Origin of the sequence: Enterobacter cloacae complex sp. ESBL7, from assembly GCF_041679625.1 — a bacterium.
Taxonomy (GTDB): domain Bacteria; phylum Pseudomonadota; class Gammaproteobacteria; order Enterobacterales; family Enterobacteriaceae; genus Enterobacter; species Enterobacter asburiae_B.
Window position 1 is genome coordinate 1,217,935 of record NZ_JBGORN010000001.1, and the last position, 20,955, is coordinate 1,238,889.

A 20,955-nucleotide genomic window follows, 5' to 3' on the forward strand; every position below is an offset into this window, starting at 1 on the left:
CTTTTCGTGTGGGGATTAAAAGGAGAAAAATTGATGAGTTCCGATCTTAAGTTTTCGCTGTTCACCACCATTGTTGTGCTGGCTCTGATTGTTGCGGCCGGTCTGACGGCTGCGCTGCACTGATTTACGCGGAGGGAGAGCCTTCTCCCTCCCGACTCCCCGGATTGTTACTTCTCTGGCAAAAATCTTTTGCCATTTTGTTAACTTCTCATTTTTTGTGATTGATGTCATGCTTTCCGCTTCTTTGTTCTGTGTCACCACATGACACGGCATCCAGAGTTGACGCATGAAAATCAATTTTCCCCTGCTGGCCCTGGCGATTGGCGCTTTTGGGATTGGCACCACTGAATTCTCCCCAATGGGGTTACTGCCTGTTATTGCCCGGGGCGTAGATGTCTCTATCCCTGCGGCAGGGATGTTAATCAGCGCCTACGCTATCGGCGTGATGGTAGGGGCGCCGCTGATGACGCTTCTTCTTTCACACCGCGCGCGCCGCAATGCGCTGATTTTCCTGATGGCGATTTTCACCCTGGGCAACGTGCTTTCGGCCATTTCGCCGGACTACACCACATTGATGCTGTCGCGCATTCTGACCAGCCTTAACCACGGCGCATTCTTTGGGCTGGGATCGGTTGTGGCTGCCAGCGTGGTGCCAAAACACAAGCAGGCGAGCGCCGTGGCAACCATGTTTATGGGGCTGACGATTGCCAACATCGGCGGGGTGCCTGCGGCAACCTGGCTGGGCGAAGCGATCGGCTGGCGTATGTCTTTCCTGGCAACGGCCGGGCTGGGCGTGGTTGCGATGGTGGCGCTGTTCTTCTCCCTGCCGAAAGGCAATGCCGGAGAACGTCCGGAAGTGCGTAAAGAGCTGGCGGTGCTGATGCGCCCGCAGGTGCTCTCCGCGCTGCTCACCACCGTGCTGGGGGCAGGGGCGATGTTTACCCTCTACACCTATATTTCACCGGTACTGCATGACATCACCCACGCAACGCCTCTCTTCGTTACCGCGATGCTGGTGCTGATTGGCGTGGGCTTCTCGATTGGCAACTATCTGGGCGGGAAATTTGCCGACCGTTCCGTGAGCGGGACGCTGAAGGGCTTCTTAACCCTGCTGATTGTCATCATGGTTGCCATTCCGTGGCTGGCGCGTAATGAGTTCGGGGCCGCGATTGCGATGGTCGTCTGGGGAGTCGCCACTTTCGCCGTGGTGCCGCCGCTGCAGATGCGCGTGATGCGTGTCGCGCACGAGGCGCCGGGACTTTCATCTTCCGTGAATATCGGTGCGTTTAACCTGGGTAATGCCCTGGGCGCGGCGGCCGGTGGGGCCGTGATTTCAGGTGGTCTGGGGTACAGCTTTGTGCCGGTGATGGGGGCGATTATTGCCGCGCTCGGCCTGCTGCTGGTGATGATGTCGGGTCGTAAACAGCCTGAAGCAGCCTGCGCTGCGGAATAAACCAAAAAACGCAGAAGGGCGAACCCTTCTGCGTGTCTCTTACGCGGCGAAGTTCTTCGCGACAAAGTCCCAGTTAACCAGTGCCCAGAAGTGCTCCAGGTAGTTCGGGCGCGCGTTGCGGTAGTCAATGTAGTAAGCGTGTTCCCACACGTCCACGGTCATCAGCGGCTTCGCGCTGGTGGTCAGCGGGGTACCCGCGTTAGAGGTGGACACGATAGCCAGTTTGCCATCCGCCTCTTTAACCAGCCACGTCCAGCCAGAACCGAAGTTCTTGATGGCTGCATCGGTAAATTTCGCTTTGAAATCCGCGAAGCTGCCAAATGCGGCATTGATAGCGGTAGCCAGTTCACCGACAGGTTCACCGCCGGCATTCGGCGCCAGGCAGTGCCAGTAGAAGGTGTGGTTCCACACCTGAGCCGCGTTGTTAAAGACGCCACCCTCTGAGCTGCGGACGATCTCTTCCAGCGTTTTGCCTTCAAAATCGGTGCCCTTGATCAGATTATTCAGGTTGGTGACGTACGTCTGGTGATGCTTGCCGTAATGATATTCCAGGGTTTCCGCAGAAATGTGCGGTGCCAGGGCGTCTTTTGCATACGGTAGTGCAGGTAATTCGAACGACATTGCTTCTCTCCTTATTGTATTTTGTGTTGCCAATAACCACACAGACAACATGGACAGGATAGCAAATTGAAAGGGTATGCAAAAGAGGAACTTACCCTGCCACGGATGCGGCAGGGCAGGGGTTAGCGAATGGTTTTTGGCGTCATCACGCGACGCGCGCCGACGTAGTGGCGTACCCAGTAGTCTTCACTGAGAGAGGTGATCTGAATATCCTGTCCGCTACGTGGAGACTGGATGAATTTCCCGTTGCCGACATACACGCCGACGTGGTCAGCCGTGCCGCGACCCTGGGTGCGGAAGAACACCAGATCGCCGTTTTCCAGCTCACCGCGGTCAACCGGAGAGGCATCGCGCAGGTGGTACATCTCATTGGCGGTACGAGGAATGCGGAATTTGACCAGATCTTTATAGGCGTAATAGACGAGGCCGCTGCAGTCAAACCCGGTACGCGGCGAGCTGCCACCCCAGTGATAAGGTTTGCCAATCTGCCCCATCAGTTTGTTCATCGCGGTTTTTTGCGCTTTTTGTACGCGCACTTTATGCACTTCCGCTATTTTCGTGACCTTCGTGCATTTCGCCTTGTGGCCTTTACGCGTGATGCATTTTTCAGTAACGAGGTTAGCGGCGGTTTGCGAAGCTTTACTTTTAGCGGAGTGGGCAGTGCGGGAAGGTTTTGTTTTCGTCTTGCTGGAAGCGGTCTGTTTCGTCTGAGCCGGTGTTTTTTTCTTGTCGTTCTTAGCGGTGGTTTTTTTCTTACGTTCTGTGGCTTTCACCAGATGGTTTTTTTGTACAGCAGAATGCCGCGCCTGCTGAGAGGCGTTTGCCACTGGCGTGAAAGTGAGTGAAGTAAACAGTAAAGCACAGAGCGTGATCGAGATTTTATTTATCCGCGCCACTGGGCAGTCCCCTGATAAATGCAGGTCATCAATAATACCCGCGTGTGATTTACAAAGCCCGTCGATTCTAATCTATAAAAACCCAGAAAGTTAATAGCATTTTTCAATCTACAATCCTGTTTCGTTAGCAAGTGCAAAAAAATTCATCGTTCTGTCGCACATTTGCCCACTCCTTAAGCAAAACCCTGACCGCAGCAGGGGTAAACACCATTTGCAATGCAACTTTTCGTGACTCGGGGTAGAATGTATAAACGTGACAAAAATGTTATTTTCCGATGCCAGTCTGAACCGCTACAATGTCAGACGAATGCCGTAACAGAAGTTAAAGGAAGCAAGACATGAGCACCACTATTGAAAAAATCCAGCGTCAGATCGCTGAAAACCCGATTCTGCTGTATATGAAAGGTTCTCCGAAGCTGCCAAGCTGCGGCTTCTCCGCACAAGCGGTTCAGGCGCTGTCAGCCTGTGGTGAGCGTTTTGCTTACGTTGATATCCTGCAGAACCCGGACATCCGCGCTGAGCTGCCTAAGTACGCTAACTGGCCGACTTTCCCACAGCTGTGGGTTGACGGTGAGCTGGTTGGCGGCTGCGATATCCTGATTGAAATGTATCAGCGCGGCGAACTGCAGCAGCTGATCAAAGAGACGGCGGCGAAGTACAAAACCGAAGAGCCGGACGCAGAGTAATTTTCTGCGCAAATAAAAAAGCGACCTGATAAGGTCGCTTTTTTTTATTCTTCGCTGTCGCCCATCGGCAGCGGCCAGCCGCCCAGACGCTTCCAGCGGTTGACGATCTCACAGAACAGCTCAGCGGTGCGCTCCGTGTCGTATAAAGCGGAATGCGCCTGCGTACCGTCAAAAGGTATACCCGCCGTGATGCAGGCTTTAGATAACACCGTTTGCCCCAGAGCCAGGCCGCTCAGCGCGGCGGTGTCGAAGGTCACAAAAGGATGGAAGGGGTTGCGTTTGAGCGCGGCGCGCTCGGCGGCGGCCATGGTAAAGCTGTGATCGAAGGTGGCGTTATGGGCCACCATGATGGCGCGGCTGCAGTTACTCTCTTTCATGCCTTTACGCACCATTTTAAAAATGGCGTGCAGCGCATCATATTCACTGACTGCACCACGCAGCGGGTTGTGCGGGTCGATACCGTTAAACGCCAGCGCTTCCGGCTGTAAGTTTGCCCCTTCGAAAGGTTCAACATGGAAATGCAGCGTGGTGTCCGGTGTAAGCCAGCCCTGTTCATCCATCTTCAGCGTGATGGCGGCAATTTCGAGCAGCGCATCGGTTTTAGCGTTAAATCCGGCTGTTTCTACATCAATGACAACGGGATAAAAACCACGAAAACGGTCGCACAGACCGCTAAATTGAGCGTTATCGGACATCAGGGTCTCTTACAAGGGGAAAAAGCAGAGCGCATTATGGCAAATTTTGCAGGGTGATGCAGTAAAACTACGGGCGCATGTTGCGCCCTGAGGGATCAGTTGCCCAGACCGCGACCCGCGTCTTTGGCTTCAATCAGCTCGATTTTGTAACCGTCCGGATCTTCCACGAACGCAATCACGGTGGTGCCACCTTTTACCGGGCCCGCTTCGCGCGTAACGTTACCGCCGTTGCTGCGAATGCGCTCACACGCTTCGGCCGCGTTGTCCACTTCCAGCGCGATGTGGCCGTAGGCGGTGCCCAGCTCATAGCTGTCCACGCCCCAGTTGTAGGTCAGCTCGATCACCGCTTCATCCGTTTCCGGGCCGTAACCCACGAACGCCAGCGAGTATTTGTATTCCGGGTTTTCGCTGGTGCGCAGCAGCTTCATGCCCAGGACGTTAGTGTAGAAATCAATGGAACGTTGCAGGTCGCCAACGCGCAGCATGGTGTGAAGTAGGCGCATAATTTCCTCATTAACCAATGGAATAGACTGTCTTTTTGAACAGAAACGATGTTTTAGTATAGCGGCGAAGTATCGCCGCTATCAATGAACAACGGCGAGATTACAGAGAAGGGTAGTCGGTGTAGCCTTCCGCGCCGCCGCCGTAGAAGCTTTCCGGGCGCTGCGGGTTCAGGGCCGCTTTTTTCTGCAGACGGGCAACCAGATCCGGGTTGGCGATGTAGTCGCGGCCAAACGCGACGGCATCGATTAGCCCTTTGCCGATCAGGTCTTCGGCTTTCTCCGGAGTATAAGCCCCCGCACCGATGATCACCCCGTGGAAACGCTCGCGCACTTTCTGACGAAATGCGTCCGTGTAAGGCTTACCGCCAGCCCAGTCCGGCTCGGACATGTGCAGATAAGCGATGCCACGCTTAGCCAGTTCTTCGATCAGGTAAAGAGCATCGGCTTCTTCGTTCGGACCGTTGTCGACGTTCTGGAAAGAACCGATTGGGGAGACGCGGATCCCGATACGATCCGGGCTCCACTCCTGGCATACGGCATCAACCACTTCCAGCACCAGTCGGGCGCGGTTTTCGACGCTGCCGCCGTACTGGTCGGTGCGGTGGTTGGACGACGGTGACAGGAACTGGTGCAGCAGGTAGCCATGCGCGGAGTGCAGCTCAATCAGGTCAAAACCGGCTTCACGGGCGTTGGCCACGGGCTGGCGGAAGTCGTTCACGATACCCGGAATTTCATCCAGCTCAAGCGCGCGCGGCATAGAGGTATCGACGCGGATCGCATTGCCGTTTTCATCACGCAGGGAAGTACGGGTATTTGCGCTCAGGGCCGAAGCGGAGACCGGAGCCTGGCCGCCAGGCTGAATGCTGCTGTGAGAGATACGACCGGTGTGCCACAGCTGGACCGCAATGCGACCCTCTTCAGCGTGAACGCCCGCGGTGATTTTCTGCCATGCGGCGATCTGTTCCGGGCTGTGAAGACCTGGCGCACCCGCATAGCCTTTAGCCTGAGCGGAAATCTGCGTGGCTTCCGTGATGATCAGGCCAGAGCTTGCGCGCTGACGATAGTATTCACCCATCAGTGGGGTTGGGATGTCGCCCGGCTCAATGCTGCGCAGGCGGGTAAGCGGAGCCATAAACACGCGGTTTGGCGCAGTGACGGCACCCACTTTCAGTGGGGTAAATAATTTTTCAGCTGACATAAAGACTCCTGAGTAGACCAGTCGACTAGTAGTTGGGTAAATAAAAACGCCTGTTAAATGCCAGGCGCAGTAATGCTGTTTTTCACATGTGCCAGGGCGCTTTCCAGCGGCACGGCACTGCGCGAAATTTTTGCCTGCAGGTTAGCGCCTAGCCAGAGCGCATATAACACCTGCGCCTGGGTTAACGGCTCGCCGGAAAAGGCCAGCGTTTTTTCATCGCGACCTTTCTCCAGCGCCTGGGCCAGCAGGGCGATAACGCCGCGGGCACCTTTATCCATCGCCGCGCGCATATCTTCAGAAAGATCGCACACTTCTGCAGACAGCTTAACGGTCAGGCAACCGCTGATAATGCCCTGCTGACAGAACTGGTTCAGCGTTTCCTGATAGTAGTTCAGAACACGATCCCGGTAGTTACCTTCACCCGACGCAAAGTGGTTCGCCAGACGCTGGTGGTAGTCAGCATAGTGACGCTCCAGCATCGCTACGCCAAAAGCCTCTTTGGACCGGAAGTAGTGATAAAACGACCCCTTCGGTACCTCAGCGGTTTTTAATAGCTCGCTCAACCCCATACCGGTAAACCCGCGATGCATGCAAAGCCGCTCGCCGGTTGCCAGTAAATGTTCGCGGGTATCGTGTTCAGTATTTCTGCTCATGGCCGCACTCTAATAGACCGTTCGGTCTAATGCAAGCGAGTTTACTGGCGACATGCGCTCAGGATATCCAGCTGTGGTTGATAAACCGTTGATTTCACGTCCATCATACCCAGTACGGTTGAGAATAAATTGTCCTGGGAAACCGCATTTTTTGCTGCATGGTCGCGCAAACACTGCTCGTTTACGCCAAAGTTTTTCGCGTAATCCGGTGACAGCCAGAACATAAACGGAATATGCGTTTGTTGCTCCGGCGCCAGCATGTACGGCGTACCGTGCAGATAAATACCGCTTTCGCCCAGCGATTCACCGTGATCTGAGAGATAAATCAGCGCGGTGTTCATGCTCGACTGGCGCGCTTTCAGCGCATCAATGGTTTTACTGACCATGCTGTCGGTATAGAGGATAGTGTTGTCATAGGTATTGATCAGCGCCTGATGATCGCAATCCTGAATTTCATTGGTGTCGCAGGTTGGGGTGAATTTACGGAAGTTGTCCGGGTAACGGCGATAGTATGCCGGACCGTGGCTCCCCATCAGGTGGATAACCAGCACCGTATCTTGCTTCACGCCATCCAGCACGTTGTCCAGACGATAGAAGTTCACATCGTCAATACAGGATTTGTCTTTGCAGAACTGATCCAGCTGCCACTGCGTCATGTCGGTATGGGGCACGCGATCGCAGGCACCTTTACAGCCGCCGTCGTTGTCGCGCCACAGCAGGTTGATACCCGCATGCTTAAGCACGTCGAGCAGTCCCTCGCGATGGTGAGCCAGGTCGGCATCGTATTTGCTGCGCGTCATGCCGGAGAACATGCAGGGAACGGAAACCGCGGTTTCGGTACCACACGAGGAGGCCTGCGGGAAGTTAATCACGTCCTGCTTTTTCAGCTCCGGGTTGGTTTCGCGTTCGTAACCGTTCAGGGAGTAATTTGCCGCGCGAGAGGCTTCGCCGACGACAAGCACCAGAACGGTTTTCTTTTGTTGACCGGTAATCAGTGACCCTTTATGGGCATCTTCACCAATGCGCACCAGCGTTTGATCGCCGGCAAACCAGCGCATCTTGCTGTACTTCACCACGGCGCTGACATAATTCGCCGGGGTGACCATTTTGACGATGCTTTTGTTATTGCGGAACAGCGACGCGTAATCTTTATAAAACAGCGCGGCAATCAGGATAATCACCAGCAGAGCGCCGAGCATCGCGGCAACGCGCGTCAGCAGCGCGTACCACCATTTTCCGGTACGAATCCGGGTCAAGGCCAGCACCAAGGAAGGCACGAGGCCGGCAATGACAATCCACAGAATCATCTGCGGGGTCACCAGGGCAGTCGCTTCCTGAGAGTTGGTTTCGAACACGTTCACAATCATGTTCTGATCGATCACCGCGCCGTAGGTGTACATAAAGTAGGTTGCCGCGGCGCATCCGATCGTCAATACAATCAGCAGCGGCTTGCGGAGATACGGGATATTAAGCAGGCTAAAAACAATCACCCAGCCGCAAAACAGCACCAGCGGGACGGAGGCGGCAAAGAGGAAGTCGTGCAGATGCACTGGGCCGATAATGGCCCAGCTGCGCTGGATAAACAGCCCGTTCAGCAGAGTAAAAAAGAGTGCACAGCCCAGAGTAAATTTAATGTCGTTACATTGTAACTTTCTGATTAACCACATCGATCGGTAAACCCGTTATTGTCATGATGGGCCGAGTATAGAGAGGGAAGATTAGTGAAACCTTAATGCCACAAATCTGTGATACGGCCTTGCACGCGGCGCGATTAACGTCTTCACTGTAGGTGAGAGTAGCTATCGGGAGGTGAGTGTGGCAGAGCAGCTGGAGTTTTTCCCCATCCAGAGCCCGTGCCGGGGTATTTGTCAGGTCGATGAACGCGGATATTGCCGCGGGTGCATGCGTACCCGCGATGAGCGTTTTAACTGGCAAAACTTTAGCGACACGCAAAAGCAGGAGGTGTTACGCCTCTGCCGACAGCGTCTTCTGCGCAAAATACGCGCAAACAAAGCGGGTGAGACCGAAGAACCCCAGCAACCTTCACTTTTTTAACACGGTAATTGCGTATACTCATGACATTACGTCCTTGAGGAAAATGTTATGGTTCAGCGAATTACCCTTGCCCCCCAGGGGCCAGAATTCTCCCGTTTTGTGATGGGCTACTGGCGCCTGATGGACTGGAATATGTCCCCCCTCCAGCTGGCGAGCTTTATTGAAGAGCACCTCGATTTAGGCATCACCACGGTTGATCATGCGGATATTTACGGTGGCTACCAGTGCGAGGCCGCGTTCGGTGAGGCGCTTAAGCTGGTTCCGGCCCTGCGCGACCGCATGGAGATCGTCACGAAGTGTGGGATTGCCACCACGGCAAAACCTGAACATGCCCTCGGTCATTACATCACCGACAGCGCGCATATCATCAAGAGCGCCGAGCAGTCGCTGGTCAATCTGGCGACCGATCGTATCGACCTGCTGTTAATCCACCGCCCCGACCCGCTGATGGATGCCGATGAGGTAGCGGAAGCCTTCCTGAACCTGCATCAGAGTGGAAAAGTGCGTCACTTCGGCGTGTCTAACTTTACCCCGGCACAGTTTGCGCTGCTTCAGTCTCGTCTGCCGTTCACCCTCGCCACCAACCAGGTTGAGATCTCTCCGGTACACCAGCCGCTGCTGCTGGATGGCACGCTCGATCAGCTGCAGCAGCTGCGCATTCGCCCGATGGCGTGGTCCTGCCTGGGGGGCGGACGTTTGTTTAATGATGATGAATTCCAGCCGCTGCGCAACGAGCTTGAAACCATCGCCCGCGAACTGAACGCGGAGAGCATCGAACAGGTGGTTTACGCATGGATCCTGCGCCTGCCGTCAAAACCGCTGCCTATTATCGGCTCCGGCAAAATAGAACGCGTGCGTTCTGCGCTGGCCGCTGAAGAGCTGCAGATGACCCGTCAGCAGTGGTTCCGCATCCGTAAAGCCGCGCTGGGTTACGACGTACCATAAACCGCCTGAAGGTGACTTTCCGGTGAAATCTTTGCCCCTGGTATACACTTAAGGGGCAAAAAATAACCCGCGGAGGTCATATGAAGCGTTTTGCTCTGGCACTGGTCACGCTGGTTGTTTGCGCAGGGGCGCAGGCAGCCAGTGACGAAGTGGAAATGAATCTCGTCACCCCACAGGGTGTGGGTCAGTCCATCGGAACGGTGAAAATCACTGAAACCGATAAAGGACTGGAGTTTGCCCCCAACCTCAAAGCTCTCCCTCCCGGTGAACATGGTTTCCATGTTCATGCCAAAGGCAGCTGTCAGCCCGCTTTAAAAGAAGGTAAACCGTCTGCGGCGGAAGCGGCAGGAGGGCACCTCGATCCGCAGCATTCCGGCAAGCATGAAGGCCCGGATGGAATGGGGCATTTAGGCGATCTGCCAGTGCTGGTGGTGAATAACGACGGTAAAGCCACCGATCCCGTCGTCGCGCCGCGACTGAAAAAGCTGGATGAGGTGAAAGGCAAGGCGCTGATGATCCATGTCGGCGGCGACAATATGTCCGATCGGCCTAAACCGCTTGGCGGCGGCGGGGCACGCTATGCGTGCGGCGTGATCTGATCCCCAATCGTTCCCGGTGGCGGTGCCTGTTCCAGCTGCGAGAGCGAGCAGTGCAGGCGCCAGATTATCGAGGCCAAATCACGGGCTGCGGGCAGATGATGCTGTGCAAGCGTATCGCAGATCCGCTGCAGTTCCTTCAGCGTGGCTTCGAGCGGCCGCTGCTGGACACCGCGCTCGCTCATTACATCGCGCAGCAGGGAGATGCAAACATCACGAACCTGCGACAGCGGATCGGAGCGCGTTTCCCACGCGCGAAGCTGCCAGACCACGTGCGAGCAGTTCAACAGCACCACGCCCCAGCGCAGAAGCCAGCGCCGGGACAGCGCGTCCTGGCTGTTATTCAGCTGGCTGACGTGATGATAGACCAGCGACTCATACTCGTTTTCACCCAGATGCGGTTTACGGCTGAGCTGGTCGACAAACCCTCTGCGTAACTCCCGAATATGCCTGCGACTCTTGCGTGCATCGGAGCCGGGACGTAACACCGCGAAAGCCAGCCACGCCAGCCCCACGCCGAGGATCTTCGCCAGGTTATCATTGAGAAAATCGGCGTAATCATAAACCGGTGGATTCGTCACGGAGATAAACGAGCCCATAAAGACAATCAGCTGTCCCCAGAGGCCCGCCAGCTTAGGCATTTGCAGCTTCAGAAGCTGCATGGTGGTCAACAGGGGAAACAGGAAAAGCAGGAACTGCCACAGATCGCTTATCTGCACCATCAGGCCAAACTTCACCACAAAGCTGAACAGCGACAGCAGCACCAGCGTGCGCAGCAGGAGCGTAAGCGAGTTGAACGGCGAGGCCGCGACGGAATAAAGCACGCAGCTGATGGCGGCAAGTGTCAGGGCTGCTGTACCGGACTCCCACTGCGTGGTAATGCTCCACGCCCCCACCAGCATCAGCGCGCAGAAGGTGCGAAAACCGCTCCACAGAGCTTCCAGATAGTCGGTATGGCGCGCGAGTGCCGGGCTGCCGGGGACGTTAAACTCCGTCAATGGGGTCGCGTTTTCGACGGCCGTAATCCAGCGGCTGCTGCGCAGGTACAGACGGCAAAAGTAATTCAGGCGCTGCCAGAAGGCGCGATGGCGGTAGTCGTACTCATCAACCGGGGCAAGCGGGGCGATAATCCGCGCTACGGTGTAAATGTCCGCATCCGGGCGCGCAAGGGCCGCGAGCAGCGTTTCAATCACGGCACGGGTGTTTTCAGGCGGCGTCGGCCAGTTGAGCAGCATCCGGCGCAGGCTGGAGATGGCGCTGGTCATGCGCAGCTGCTGGTGCAGCAGATAGTTAAGCAGGGTGTTCTGGCGGCGAAAGCGGTAGTGGCTCCAGAACGCCTGAATGCGCAGCAGATTCATCGTCAGGATCTGCCCGATCACCTTTTCATGCGCGAGGCGGATATCGTCGCTGGTATCCGGTTGCCACAGCAGGCTCGCGTGTTCCAGTAATCGGGTATGCATGGTTTTGAGCGCGGTGATAAGCGCGGTGCCGTCGGATGTGCTGGGGAGGATCATCATCATGAAGCCTCCGCTGAGGATCCCGACAATCACTTCACAAACGCGCGCCTGCGCAATATCCCACAGCTCGGTGGTGTCGAGCACGTTAACCACCGGAAAGGCGATAATGGCGGCGGTATAGCCCGCCAGCTGAAACGCGTAGGCAACGTTATTGGTAAAATGGGCGCAGGCCCAGGTACAGCACCCCAGCCATGCGGCCATGCTCAGCAGGAACAGCCACGGATCGTTCAGCGTATGGCCAGCGATAATTAGCGCCGCGGTGGCGCCGAGCAGGCTGCCTGCGATGCGGCCAAGACTTTTACTGATTACTCCGCCTACCGTCGGAAAACTGACTACCGCCGCAGACGTCATCGCCCAGTAGGGCTCATCCAGGTTAAGGTAATAAGCCACAGTCAGCGCAAGACACATGGCAATGCCGTTACGCAGCGCGTAGCGCCACTGGGGACGCGTTGCTTTCATCCACGGCGTGTTTTGCCAGGAGAGACCCTGCAGCTTCATCACCGGTTTCCGATGGAGACAGTGCAGGTTGTGCCGGACACCAGGGTAATGTCCTCCGGCAAGCGGTCAAACTCCACGCGAACCGGAACGCGCTGGGCCAGACGCACCCAGGGAACGTTCGGCTTTATGTCCGGCACCAGGCCTGAATCCGTTTCAACACTCTGATCGTAAATGGCGCGGCCAATGCTGGACACGTGACCCTGTAACTTTTGAGAGCCGCTGTAAAGCGTTATTGCGGCTGGCGAACCCTCGCGAATATGCCGAAGCTTGGTCTCTTCGAAATAGCCCACGACGTAGAAGGAGTGGCTGTCGACGAGGGCGAATATCGGTTGTCCCGTGGTGGCATAATTCCCCACGCGGGCCGAGAGGTTGGTCACCCATCCATCAACAGGTGCCGTAATCACGGTTTGGGTCAGTTGCCACTGCGCCTGCTTCAGCGTCGCCTCCGCCACGTTGACGCTAGCCTGCATCGCCTTAACGTTGATATTGGCGGTGTCTAAATCTTCCGCTGAGATGTAGTTTTGCGACAGGTGGCGGCGGCGGTTGGCCTCGTTGTTGGCCTTTGCCAGATCCGACTGGGCTTTAGCCAGCTGCGCCTGGGCGTTCAGGATCGCAATGTGGTACGGGGTATCGTCGATGCGGAATAAAATGTCTCCCTTTTTGACGAACTGGTTATCCTTAACCAACAGCGTCGTAATACTTCCCGATACCTGAGGGGTAATGCTGACCTGCTCAGCGCGGACTTTGCCATCACGCGTCCAGGGCGACTGCATATAAAAATTCCACATCCACCAGCCCGCAACCAGCGCGAGGGCAAGGACCAACAGGGTGGAAAAGTACTTTAGCGTTTTCAGGGACATATTCACCACACAGTCAAAACGGCAAGGCCCAGGCATACGGAAAGGGCAAACAGGGAAAGATCCATCAGCATGGGATGCCAGATTTCGCCGGAGTACATCCAGTCGCGAAGCAGGCGATGCGCGATGAGCCAGAGGATAAAGCCCACCAGAACGGCCTTAAACAGAGGAGGAAAGTAGACTGACGCACCGAAGATCAGGTCCTGAAGGGGTAAACCCTCTGAGCGATGAAAAAACGTCACGGGCAGAAATCCTTTGCAGTGAACAGAATGCCGCGTTGGCTTGTCTTAGTATGATGAAGCATCACAATTCAGTGTAAGTCATACTTTTAAGTTCGATGAATGCAGTATTGCATTTGTTTTGGCAATACAAATGCTGCACACTATTCTAAAATCAGTATAATAACTTAGCAAGCTAATTATAAGGAGATGAAATTGGAATCGCCATTAGGTTCTGATCTGGCAAGGTTGGTACGCGTCTGGCGTGCTCTGATTGACCATCGCCTGAAACCTCTGGAACTCACACAGACGCATTGGGTCACGCTGCACAACATTCATCAGCTGCCGCCCGAACAGTCGCAAATTCAACTGGCAAAAGCGATAGGGATTGAGCAACCGTCGCTGGTGCGCACGCTTGACCAGCTGGAAGAGAAGGGGTTGATCTCGCGGCAAACCTGCGCCAGCGATCGTCGCGCCAAGCGGATTAAACTCACCGAGAAAGCGGCGCCTATCATCACGGAAATGGAAGCCGTGATCACCAAGACGCGTGGTGAAATCCTGTCAGGCGTTTCACCGGCGGAGCTGGAAATGCTCATCAGCCTCATTGGGCGCCTTGAGCAAAACATCCATGAGCTACAGTCGCGCGACTGACAAACAACAAGGCCTTGCAGCAGCAAGGCCTTTTTTTACTTAAAGACGACCACGCGGTTACGGCCCGTCTCCTTCGCTTCATACATCGCTTTGTCAGCATTTTCCACGCACGTTTCTGCGGCTATTGCGGGTGACGTTGCCGTATATACCCCCATGCTAATCGTGATTGGCTCCGGTAGTTGACCGCCGCTGCTGGCGTTATCGAAGCTGCTCAGATTTAACCGTATGCGTTCCGCCACCTGATACGCCGCGTCTGATGAGGTATTGGCCAGCATCAGAACAAACTCCTCACCACCGATACGGGCCGCGATGTCCTGGGGGCGCACGGAATCCATCAGCAGATTAGCAACAAACTGCAGGACCTTGTCGCCCTGAAGATGCCCGTAGGTGTCGTTGATACGCTTGAAGCGATCGAGATCGCTGACGATGACGGAAACCGGACGGCTGGGTTTGGCGATATCCAGCGCCTGCTTTAATGTTTCATAAAAATAACTGCGGTTATACAGGCGCGTCAGCGGGTCGCGAATGGAGTTCTGGTAAGACTGCTGATACTTAACGTGCGAGTCGCGATACAGCCTGAAAACATCGTAGAGCAGAACAAAAATGATCATCAGCGTGGCGACGGTTTCAAATAAGCGAGCGCGATACCAGGAGACATCTTCAACATGTCCACCCACTAACAGCATTGAGAGCGTGACGATATAGCAGACGCACAGAAAATTACCGCCCACCCAGAATAAGTTGCGTATGCGCGTAATAAACATCAGCGTGGCTAATGTGACCACCCAGAGTGCAATCAATGCAATATTAATAAAGTGGCTCCAGAGAACCATAAACTCACGGGTTTCATTATCAACAAGATCAATGGATAAAAAGGAAGAATGACTGGAATACATCCAGGCCAACCCTACAGTAAAAGCGGTAAAGAGAAACTCGCCGCTCACAATAGCGATATGCGCCAGCCGCGAAAGGGGACAATTGCGCGTGGTATAGAGTATTGCCGAAACGATTATTAGCACCGCCATTAAGAGATGGCGGAACATATAGAAAATCATCGCATCGTTGTAGTTCACCGCGTTGAACTGATAGAGGTCCAGCCAGGCGGGAAAGCTGCACAGCGTTCCGACCATCAGCGATGCCGACCCGGCAAAGGCAAAAGCGAGCGATACCAGATACAACCGTTTTCGGTCACACCAGTATTTCATTGCCATAAAACAGGCAATAAACAGATCAAACACCAGTAAAAAAATGGTGAGCGTAGGGAACAAGTGAGACGAAAAGGTAGGAACCCATTCGGCAATTTTTGAAAACAGGGCGTGTAATATGCCGATAACAGCAATACAACCTAGACAGAACGAGATATAACGGCCCTTTAAAGAACGGCGATTCGCAAACATATATGGTTTTAATGACTTTATAATGAATTAAGGGGAGGGTATTGCGGAGAGTGTAATCAATTAGCACGCTAAATACTTTGCGCAGAAACAATATATGGCGTGGTTAATAATGGGTGGAGTGAATGTATTTTGTAAATATATTTGTGGGAGTGATAAATAATGTAAATGGATGTGGCCTGATGGCCACATCCATTTTTAATTAACGTGGTGAAACGGTCACCTGACTTCCGTTGCTTGCCAGAACAACGCGCTGGCCTGCAGAGAAGCGAGTGCTGCCTTGTTTCTGAACAACCATGATCGTGCTGCCGTCGTCTTTACGAATTTCCAGCTCTACGCCCTGGGTTTTGTTCATCGCACCCTGAACGCCCTGGCCGGCTACGCCACCCGCAACGGCGCCTGCGGCCGTTGCCAGCGAGCGACCTGTACCGCCGCCGACGGTATTACCGAGGAAACCACCCAGCACGGCACCGCCGATTGCGCCCATCACGTTGCTTTCATCACCACCCTGGATCTGTACAGGGCGTGCGTTAACAACGGTACCGTAAGTCACGTTCTGAACCTGTTTCGCTTCAGAAGCGCTGTAAACGTCGCCAGAAAGTGAACTGTCATTCACACAGCCAGCCAGAGTTAAACCAATCAGCGAAACGCCCAGTACACGTAAAATCATTTGAATCTCCTGTTCACCAAAAACGCCCGATTGGGGGCATCCGTTATGGCTAAATTATATGGCATAAGGGGCCATAGTTCATATCTTTGCACTAACAATAAGAAAATTGTACTTGAATTTGACTTAACGAGACATAAACAGGATCCGCCCGTGTTACCCGTCTGACATTGTTAAAAAATATTATCGCCGGATGGCAAAGCTGCGCCGTTTATGGTTGAGTGGATATCCTTAGCCCACGCAACGTAAGGAAAGCGCATGAAATCGGGTCGCTACATTGGTGTGATGTCAGGCACCAGTCTGGATGGGGTAGATGTCGTTCTGGCCGCCATTGACGAAAACATGGTGGCGCAGCAGGCGAGCCTGACCTGGCCAATCCCCATTTCACTGAAAGAGGATATTTTGAGTATCTGTCAGGGGCAGCAGCTGACCCTCTCCCAGCTTGGACAGCTTGATGTACGCCTGGGGGCGCTGTTTGCGGATGCGGTGCAGGCTTTGATGCAAAAAGAACATCTTCGCCCGCAGGATGTGGTGGCCATCGGGTGCCACGGACAAACGGTCTGGCATGAGCCCGGCGGAGATGCCCCGCATACCCTGCAAATCGGCGATAACAACCAGATTGTGGCGAAAACGGGCGTGACGGTGGTTGGCGATTTCCGTCGTCGCGATATCGCCCTTGGCGGGCAGGGCGCGCCCCTGGTACCTGCGTTCCATCAGGCGTTACTGGCGCACCCTTCAGAACGGCGCATGGTGCTCAATATTGGTGGGATTGCCAACCTGTCGATGCTCATCCCGGGGCAGCCCGTCCGCGGCTACGATACCGGCCCGGGCAATATGTTAATGGATGCCTGGATCTGGCGGCAGTGCGGACAACCGTATGATAAAAACGCGGAGTGGGCGAGCGGGGGAAAAGTGATTATTCCGCTGCTGCAGTCGATGCTGAGCGATCCTTATTTTGCCCTGCCGGCCCCTAAGAGTACGGGGCGTGAATACTTCAATCTGGGCTGGCTTGAGCGTCAGCTGGCGCCATTCCCGGCGCTCGCGCCGCAGGATGTCCAGGCGACGCTTGCCGAGCTGACGGCCGTGTCGATCTCCGAACAGGTTCTGCTCAGCGGCGGATGTGAACGCCTGCTGGTATGCGGCGGAGGAAGCCGCAACCCGCTGGTGATGGCGCGTCTTGCAGGGCTACTGTCGGGTACCGAAGTGACCACGACCGATGAGGCCGGCATTAGCGGGGATGATATGGAAGCGCTGGCCTTCGCCTGGCTCGCCTGGCGCACCATTGTCGGACTGCCGGGCAACTTGCCGTCGGTGACCGGCGCGCGTGAGGCGAGCGTCCTCGGGGCGATTTTCCCGGCAAATCCTCGTCATAATCAGAGTTAACTGAAATTCAGCGCGGCGCGTCATCGTTAGAATGGAACGAAACAGGAGGGCAGCCATGCCCTCCAGGACCAGGAAAGTCTTCGGAATACGCCCATGAAAAAACTTCTTCTTATTGCCGCGCCTTTATTGCTATCAGGATGCAGCGTCTATAACCAGCTTCTTGAGCGCATGCAGACCGATACGCTGGAGTATCGCTGCGATGAAAAACCGCTGACCGTCAAGCTGAATAACCCACGCCAGGAAGCCAGTTTTGTTTATGACAATAAATTGCTGACGCTGAAGCAGGGGATGTCAGCCTCCGGCGCACGTTATTCTGACGGTATCTACGTCTTCTGGTCGAAAGGCGACAGCGCCGCGGTCTACAAACGCGACCGCATTGTGCTGAACAATTGTCAGCTCGAAAATCCGAAGCGTTGAGATTTTTACAGGGGCGGCGCACAATAGCGCCACCCACTCTCAATGTCAGCTAACGCCATGTCAGATAACGACGAACTGCAGCAAATTGCGCATCTGCGCCGTGAATACACTAAAGGCGGCCTGCGTCGCCAGGATCTTCCCGCTGAACCCCTCGTGCTTTTTGAACGCTGGCTGAAACAGGCCTGCGAAGCGAAACTCGCCGACCCAACCGCCATGGTTGTCGCGACGGTGGATGAAAACGGCCAACCGTATCAGCGCATCGTATTGCTCAAGCATTATGACGAGAAAGGGCTGGTGTTCTATACCAACCTTGGCAGCCGCAAGGCACACCATTTAGAAAACAATCCGCGTATCAGCCTGCTATTCCCCTGGCACATGCTGGAACGTCAGGTAATGGTAACCGGCAAGGCGGAACGTCTCTCGACGCTGGAAGTGGTGAAGTATTTCCACAGCCGCCCGCGCGACAGCCAGATTGGCGCCTGGGTATCAAAACAGTCCAGCCGAATTTCTGCCCGCGGCGTGCTGGAAAGTAAATTCCTGGAGCTGAAACAGAAGTTCCAGCAGGGTGAAATTCCTCTGCCAAGCTTCTGGGGCGGTTTCCGCATCCCGATTGAGCAGATGGAGTTCTGGCAGGGGGGCGAACATCGCCTGCACGACCGCTTTTTATACCAGCGCGAGAATGGTGGCTGGAAAATCGATAGACTGGCACCGTAATCCCCGAAATTTGTTGATTTAAGCGCTAGCGCACACCGCGCTTGCGCTTTATTCTATTGTCCTTTCGCATCAGGCGAAAAGTCGTGTACCGGCAAAGGTGCAGTCGTTTATACATGGAGAATTTGATGGCAAGCAGTAACTTGATTAAACAATTGCAAGAGCGGGGCCTCGTGGCCCAGGTGACGGACGAGGAAGCGTTAGCAGAGCGACTGGCGCAAGGCCCGATCGCGCTCTATTGCGGCTTCGATCCCACCGCTGACAGCTTGCATTTGGGGCATCTTGTTCCATTGTTATGCCTGAAACGCTTCCAGATGGCGGGCCATAAGCCTGTTGCGCTGGTGGGCGGCGCGACCGGCCTGATTGGTGACCCAAGCTTTAAAGCCGCTGAGCGTAAACTGAATACCGAAGATACCGTGCAGGAGTGGGTGGATAAGATCCGCAAACAGGTTGCACCGTTCCTCGACTTCAACTGTGGTGATAACTCTGCCATTGCCGCGAACAACTACGACTGGTTTGGCAGCATGAACGTGCTGACCTTCCTGCGCGACATCGGCAAGCACTTCTCTGTTAACCAGATGATTAACAAAGAGGCCGTGAAGCAGCGTCTGAACCGTGACGACCAGGGTATCTCCTTTACCGAGTTCTCCTACAACCTGCTGCAGGGTTATGACTTTGCCTGCCTGAACAAGCTGCACGGCGTTTCCCTGCAGATTGGCGGTTCCGATCAGTGGGGTAACATCACCTCCGGTATCGACCTGACCCGTCGTCTGCACCAGAACCAGGTCTTCGGTCTGACCGTTCCGCTGATCACCAAGGCAGACGGCACCAAATTTGGGAAAACCGAAGGCGGCGCGGTATGGCTCGATCCGAAGAAAACCAGCCCGTACAAATTCTACCAGTTCTGGATCAACACGGCGGATGCCGATGTTTATCGCTTCCTGAAGTTCTTCACCTTTATGGACATCGAAGACATCAACGCGCTGGAAGAAGAAGACAAAAACAGCGGTAAAGCACCGCGCGCCCAGTATGTGCTGGCGGACGAAGTGACCAAACTGGTTCACGGTGAAGAAGGTCTGGCCGCGGCAAAACGTATTACCGCAAGCCTGTTCAACGGTACCCTGAGCGATCTGAGCGAGGCGGACTTCGAACAGCTGGCGCAGGACGGCGTGCCAATGGTTGAGATGGAAAAAGGGGCTGACCTGATGCAGGCGCTGGTGGACTCTGAGCTCCAGCCTTCGCGCGGTCAGGCGCGTAAAACTATCGCCTCTAACGCTATCACCATCAACGGTGAGAAACAGGCCGACCCGGAATACACCTTCGTTGACGGTGACCGTCTGTATGGTCGCTACACGCTGCTGCGTCGCGGTAAGAAAAACTACTGCCTTGTCTGCTGGAAATAATTAACAGTCTCCAGGGGCGTGGGAAACCACGCCCCTTTTGTTTTTTCAGGGTTTGGTAAGAAAAAAATGAAGAACATCCTCGCCATTCAGTCCCACGTTGTTTTTGGACACGCTGGCAATAGCGCCGCGGAATTCCCGATGCGTCGCCTCGGCGTCAACGTCTGGCCCCTTAATACCGTGCAGTTCTCTAACCACACGCAATACGGCAAATGGACCGGCTGCGTAATGCCGCCTTCGCACCTCACCGAGGTTGTGCAGGGGATTGCCGATATCGACCAGCTCAGACGCTGTGACGCCGTGCTGAGCGGCTACCTCGGCTCAGCGGAGCAGGGGGAGCATATCCTCGGCATCGTACGTCAGGTGAAAGCCGCAAACCCGGCGGCAAAATACTTCTGCGACCCCGTCATGGGCCATCCTGAAAAAGGCTGCATCGTGGCGCCAGGCGTCGCAGAGTTTCACGTCCGCCACGCGCTGCCCGCCAGCGATATCATTGCGCCAAACCTGGTCGAGCTCGAAATTCTGTGCGAGCGTCCGGTTAACAGCGTAGAAGAGGCGGTAAGCGCGTCTCGCGAACTGATCGCTCAGGGGCCTGAGGTGGTGCTGGTAAAACATCTCGCCCGCGCAGGGCTGAGTCAGGACCGTTTTGAGATGCTTCTGGTGACGAAAGATGACGCCTGGCATATTAGCCGTCCGCTGGTGGATTTCGGCCTGCGCCAGCCGGTTGGGGTCGGAGATGTTACGAGTGGTCTGTTGCTGGTGAAATTACTGCAGGGGGCGACGATACGTGACGCGCTGGAACACGTTACCGCGGCGGTGTACGAAATCATGATTGCGACGAAAGAGATGCAGGAATATGAACTGCAGGTGGTTGCGGCACAGGATCGTATCGCGAAGCCGGAGCACTATTTCAGCGCAACCCGGTTATAGCCGGCCAAAAC

General features: G+C 55.1%; 24 protein-coding genes. 12 read left to right on the forward strand and 12 right to left on the reverse strand.

Annotated features, from left to right (window positions below):
* The first annotated feature begins 33 nt into the window (after positions 1–33).
* Positions 34–123, forward strand: a complete 90-nt coding sequence (locus ACERY3_RS06105; protein WP_014883553.1) for a YnhF family membrane protein — start codon at positions 34–36, stop codon at positions 121–123.
* A 163-nt stretch (positions 124–286) separates the two neighbouring features.
* A complete protein-coding gene (locus ACERY3_RS06110; RefSeq protein ID WP_058840755.1) occupies positions 287–1,453 on the forward strand; it encodes an MFS transporter in 1,167 nt (388 codons plus the stop codon).
* 39 nt (positions 1,454–1,492) lie between these two features.
* Here the strand turns inward: ACERY3_RS06110 and sodB are convergent, their stop codons facing one another.
* Together sodB and ACERY3_RS06120 are read right to left on the reverse strand one after the other, a co-directional pair.
* Positions 1,493–2,074: a superoxide dismutase [Fe] gene (gene sodB, locus ACERY3_RS06115; protein WP_029739795.1), complete on the reverse strand. Its 582-nt coding sequence runs from the start codon at positions 2,072–2,074 to the stop codon at positions 1,493–1,495.
* A 122-nt stretch (positions 2,075–2,196) separates the two neighbouring features.
* On the reverse strand, positions 2,197–2,970 hold the full coding sequence (locus tag ACERY3_RS06120; RefSeq protein ID WP_023311354.1) for a C40 family peptidase: 774 nt from the start codon (positions 2,968–2,970) through the stop codon (positions 2,197–2,199).
* A gap of 338 nt (positions 2,971–3,308) precedes the next feature.
* Here ACERY3_RS06120 and grxD point away from each other — a divergent pair, with 338 nt between their 5' ends.
* Positions 3,309–3,656 carry a monothiol glutaredoxin 4 gene (grxD, locus tag ACERY3_RS06125; RefSeq protein ID WP_003832760.1) on the forward strand — a complete coding sequence of 116 codons (348 nt, stop codon included), beginning with the start codon at positions 3,309–3,311 and terminating at the stop codon, positions 3,654–3,656.
* A 44-nt stretch (positions 3,657–3,700) separates the two neighbouring features.
* Here the strand turns inward: grxD and rnt are convergent, their stop codons facing one another.
* The 5 genes from rnt to eptA form a co-directional block, all read right to left on the reverse strand.
* Positions 3,701–4,351, reverse strand: coding sequence for a ribonuclease T (gene rnt, locus ACERY3_RS06130; protein ID WP_023311355.1), 651 nt, complete (start codon positions 4,349–4,351; stop codon positions 3,701–3,703).
* A 95-nt stretch (positions 4,352–4,446) separates the two neighbouring features.
* Positions 4,447–4,854: a lactoylglutathione lyase gene (gene gloA, locus ACERY3_RS06135; RefSeq protein ID WP_013096923.1), complete on the reverse strand. Its 408-nt coding sequence runs from the start codon at positions 4,852–4,854 to the stop codon at positions 4,447–4,449.
* A 100-nt stretch (positions 4,855–4,954) separates the two neighbouring features.
* Positions 4,955–6,052 (reverse strand): alkene reductase, encoded by a 1,098-nt coding sequence (locus ACERY3_RS06140; protein ID WP_373225276.1) that lies wholly within the window; start codon positions 6,050–6,052, stop codon positions 4,955–4,957.
* Between the two features lie 53 nt (positions 6,053–6,105).
* Positions 6,106–6,705, reverse strand: a complete 600-nt coding sequence (locus tag ACERY3_RS06145; protein WP_058840754.1) for a TetR/AcrR family transcriptional regulator — start codon at positions 6,703–6,705, stop codon at positions 6,106–6,108.
* Positions 6,706–6,746: 41 nt separating this feature from the next.
* Positions 6,747–8,372 carry a phosphoethanolamine transferase EptA gene (gene eptA, locus ACERY3_RS06150; RefSeq protein ID WP_058840753.1) on the reverse strand — a complete coding sequence of 542 codons (1,626 nt, stop codon included), beginning with the start codon at positions 8,370–8,372 and terminating at the stop codon, positions 6,747–6,749.
* Between the two features lie 148 nt (positions 8,373–8,520).
* Here eptA and ACERY3_RS06155 point away from each other — a divergent pair, with 148 nt between their 5' ends.
* The 3 genes from ACERY3_RS06155 (at position 8,521) to sodC (ending at position 10,304) form a co-directional block, all read left to right on the forward strand.
* Positions 8,521–8,760 (forward strand): DUF1289 domain-containing protein, encoded by a 240-nt coding sequence (locus ACERY3_RS06155; protein ID WP_008500587.1) that lies wholly within the window; start codon positions 8,521–8,523, stop codon positions 8,758–8,760.
* A gap of 48 nt (positions 8,761–8,808) precedes the next feature.
* Positions 8,809–9,705: an aldo/keto reductase family oxidoreductase gene (locus tag ACERY3_RS06160; RefSeq protein WP_032638255.1), complete on the forward strand. Its 897-nt coding sequence runs from the start codon at positions 8,809–8,811 to the stop codon at positions 9,703–9,705.
* An 80-nt stretch (positions 9,706–9,785) separates the two neighbouring features.
* Positions 9,786–10,304, forward strand: coding sequence for a superoxide dismutase [Cu-Zn] SodC (gene sodC, locus ACERY3_RS06165; RefSeq protein WP_045887807.1), 519 nt, complete (start codon positions 9,786–9,788; stop codon positions 10,302–10,304).
* On the opposite strand, the gene ACERY3_RS06170 is transcribed toward sodC, so the two are convergent.
* From ACERY3_RS06170 to ACERY3_RS06180, 3 genes are read right to left on the reverse strand one after another with little or no spacing between them, the layout of a single operon-like run.
* Positions 10,283–12,316, reverse strand: a complete 2,034-nt coding sequence (locus ACERY3_RS06170) for an FUSC family protein (RefSeq protein WP_058840752.1) — start codon at positions 12,314–12,316, stop codon at positions 10,283–10,285. The two genes, sodC and ACERY3_RS06170, sit on opposite strands and share 22 nt — an antisense overlap.
* Positions 12,316–13,176, reverse strand: coding sequence for an HlyD family secretion protein (locus ACERY3_RS06175; RefSeq protein WP_058840751.1), 861 nt, complete (start codon positions 13,174–13,176; stop codon positions 12,316–12,318). Before ACERY3_RS06175 ends, ACERY3_RS06170 begins: the two co-directional genes overlap by 1 nt.
* 2 nt (positions 13,177–13,178) lie before the next feature.
* Positions 13,179–13,415, reverse strand: a complete 237-nt coding sequence (locus ACERY3_RS06180; RefSeq protein WP_032657739.1) for a DUF1656 domain-containing protein — start codon at positions 13,413–13,415, stop codon at positions 13,179–13,181.
* A 186-nt stretch (positions 13,416–13,601) separates the two neighbouring features.
* Here ACERY3_RS06180 and slyA point away from each other — a divergent pair, with 186 nt between their 5' ends.
* Positions 13,602–14,042, forward strand: a complete 441-nt coding sequence (slyA, locus tag ACERY3_RS06185) for a transcriptional regulator SlyA (RefSeq protein ID WP_033145325.1) — start codon at positions 13,602–13,604, stop codon at positions 14,040–14,042.
* A gap of 35 nt (positions 14,043–14,077) precedes the next feature.
* On the opposite strand, the gene ACERY3_RS06190 is transcribed toward slyA, so the two are convergent.
* Both ACERY3_RS06190 and slyB read right to left on the reverse strand, forming a co-directional pair.
* Positions 14,078–15,439, reverse strand: coding sequence for a GGDEF domain-containing protein (locus ACERY3_RS06190; protein WP_214586447.1), 1,362 nt, complete (start codon positions 15,437–15,439; stop codon positions 14,078–14,080).
* 199 nt (positions 15,440–15,638) lie between these two features.
* Positions 15,639–16,106: an outer membrane lipoprotein SlyB gene (gene slyB / locus ACERY3_RS06195; RefSeq protein ID WP_023311367.1), complete on the reverse strand. Its 468-nt coding sequence runs from the start codon at positions 16,104–16,106 to the stop codon at positions 15,639–15,641.
* A gap of 255 nt (positions 16,107–16,361) precedes the next feature.
* On the opposite strand from slyB, the gene anmK reads away from it, so the two are divergent.
* The 5 genes from anmK (at position 16,362) to pdxY (ending at position 20,944) form a co-directional block, all read left to right on the forward strand.
* Positions 16,362–17,486: an anhydro-N-acetylmuramic acid kinase gene (gene anmK, locus ACERY3_RS06200; RefSeq protein WP_373225278.1), complete on the forward strand. Its 1,125-nt coding sequence runs from the start codon at positions 16,362–16,364 to the stop codon at positions 17,484–17,486.
* A 93-nt stretch (positions 17,487–17,579) separates the two neighbouring features.
* Positions 17,580–17,903 carry a C-type lysozyme inhibitor gene (gene mliC, locus ACERY3_RS06205; RefSeq protein ID WP_058840748.1) on the forward strand — a complete coding sequence of 108 codons (324 nt, stop codon included), beginning with the start codon at positions 17,580–17,582 and terminating at the stop codon, positions 17,901–17,903.
* 57 nt (positions 17,904–17,960) lie between these two features.
* Complete coding sequence (pdxH, locus tag ACERY3_RS06210) at positions 17,961–18,617, forward strand: pyridoxamine 5'-phosphate oxidase (RefSeq protein ID WP_024909355.1); 657 nt, start codon at positions 17,961–17,963, stop codon at positions 18,615–18,617.
* 125 nt (positions 18,618–18,742) lie between these two features.
* Positions 18,743–20,017 (forward strand): tyrosine--tRNA ligase, encoded by a 1,275-nt coding sequence (gene tyrS / locus ACERY3_RS06215; RefSeq protein ID WP_048977462.1) that lies wholly within the window; start codon positions 18,743–18,745, stop codon positions 20,015–20,017.
* Positions 20,018–20,083: 66 nt separating this feature from the next.
* Positions 20,084–20,944, forward strand: coding sequence for a pyridoxal kinase PdxY (pdxY, locus tag ACERY3_RS06220; RefSeq protein WP_039262324.1), 861 nt, complete (start codon positions 20,084–20,086; stop codon positions 20,942–20,944).
* Positions 20,945–20,955 lie beyond the last annotated feature (11 nt).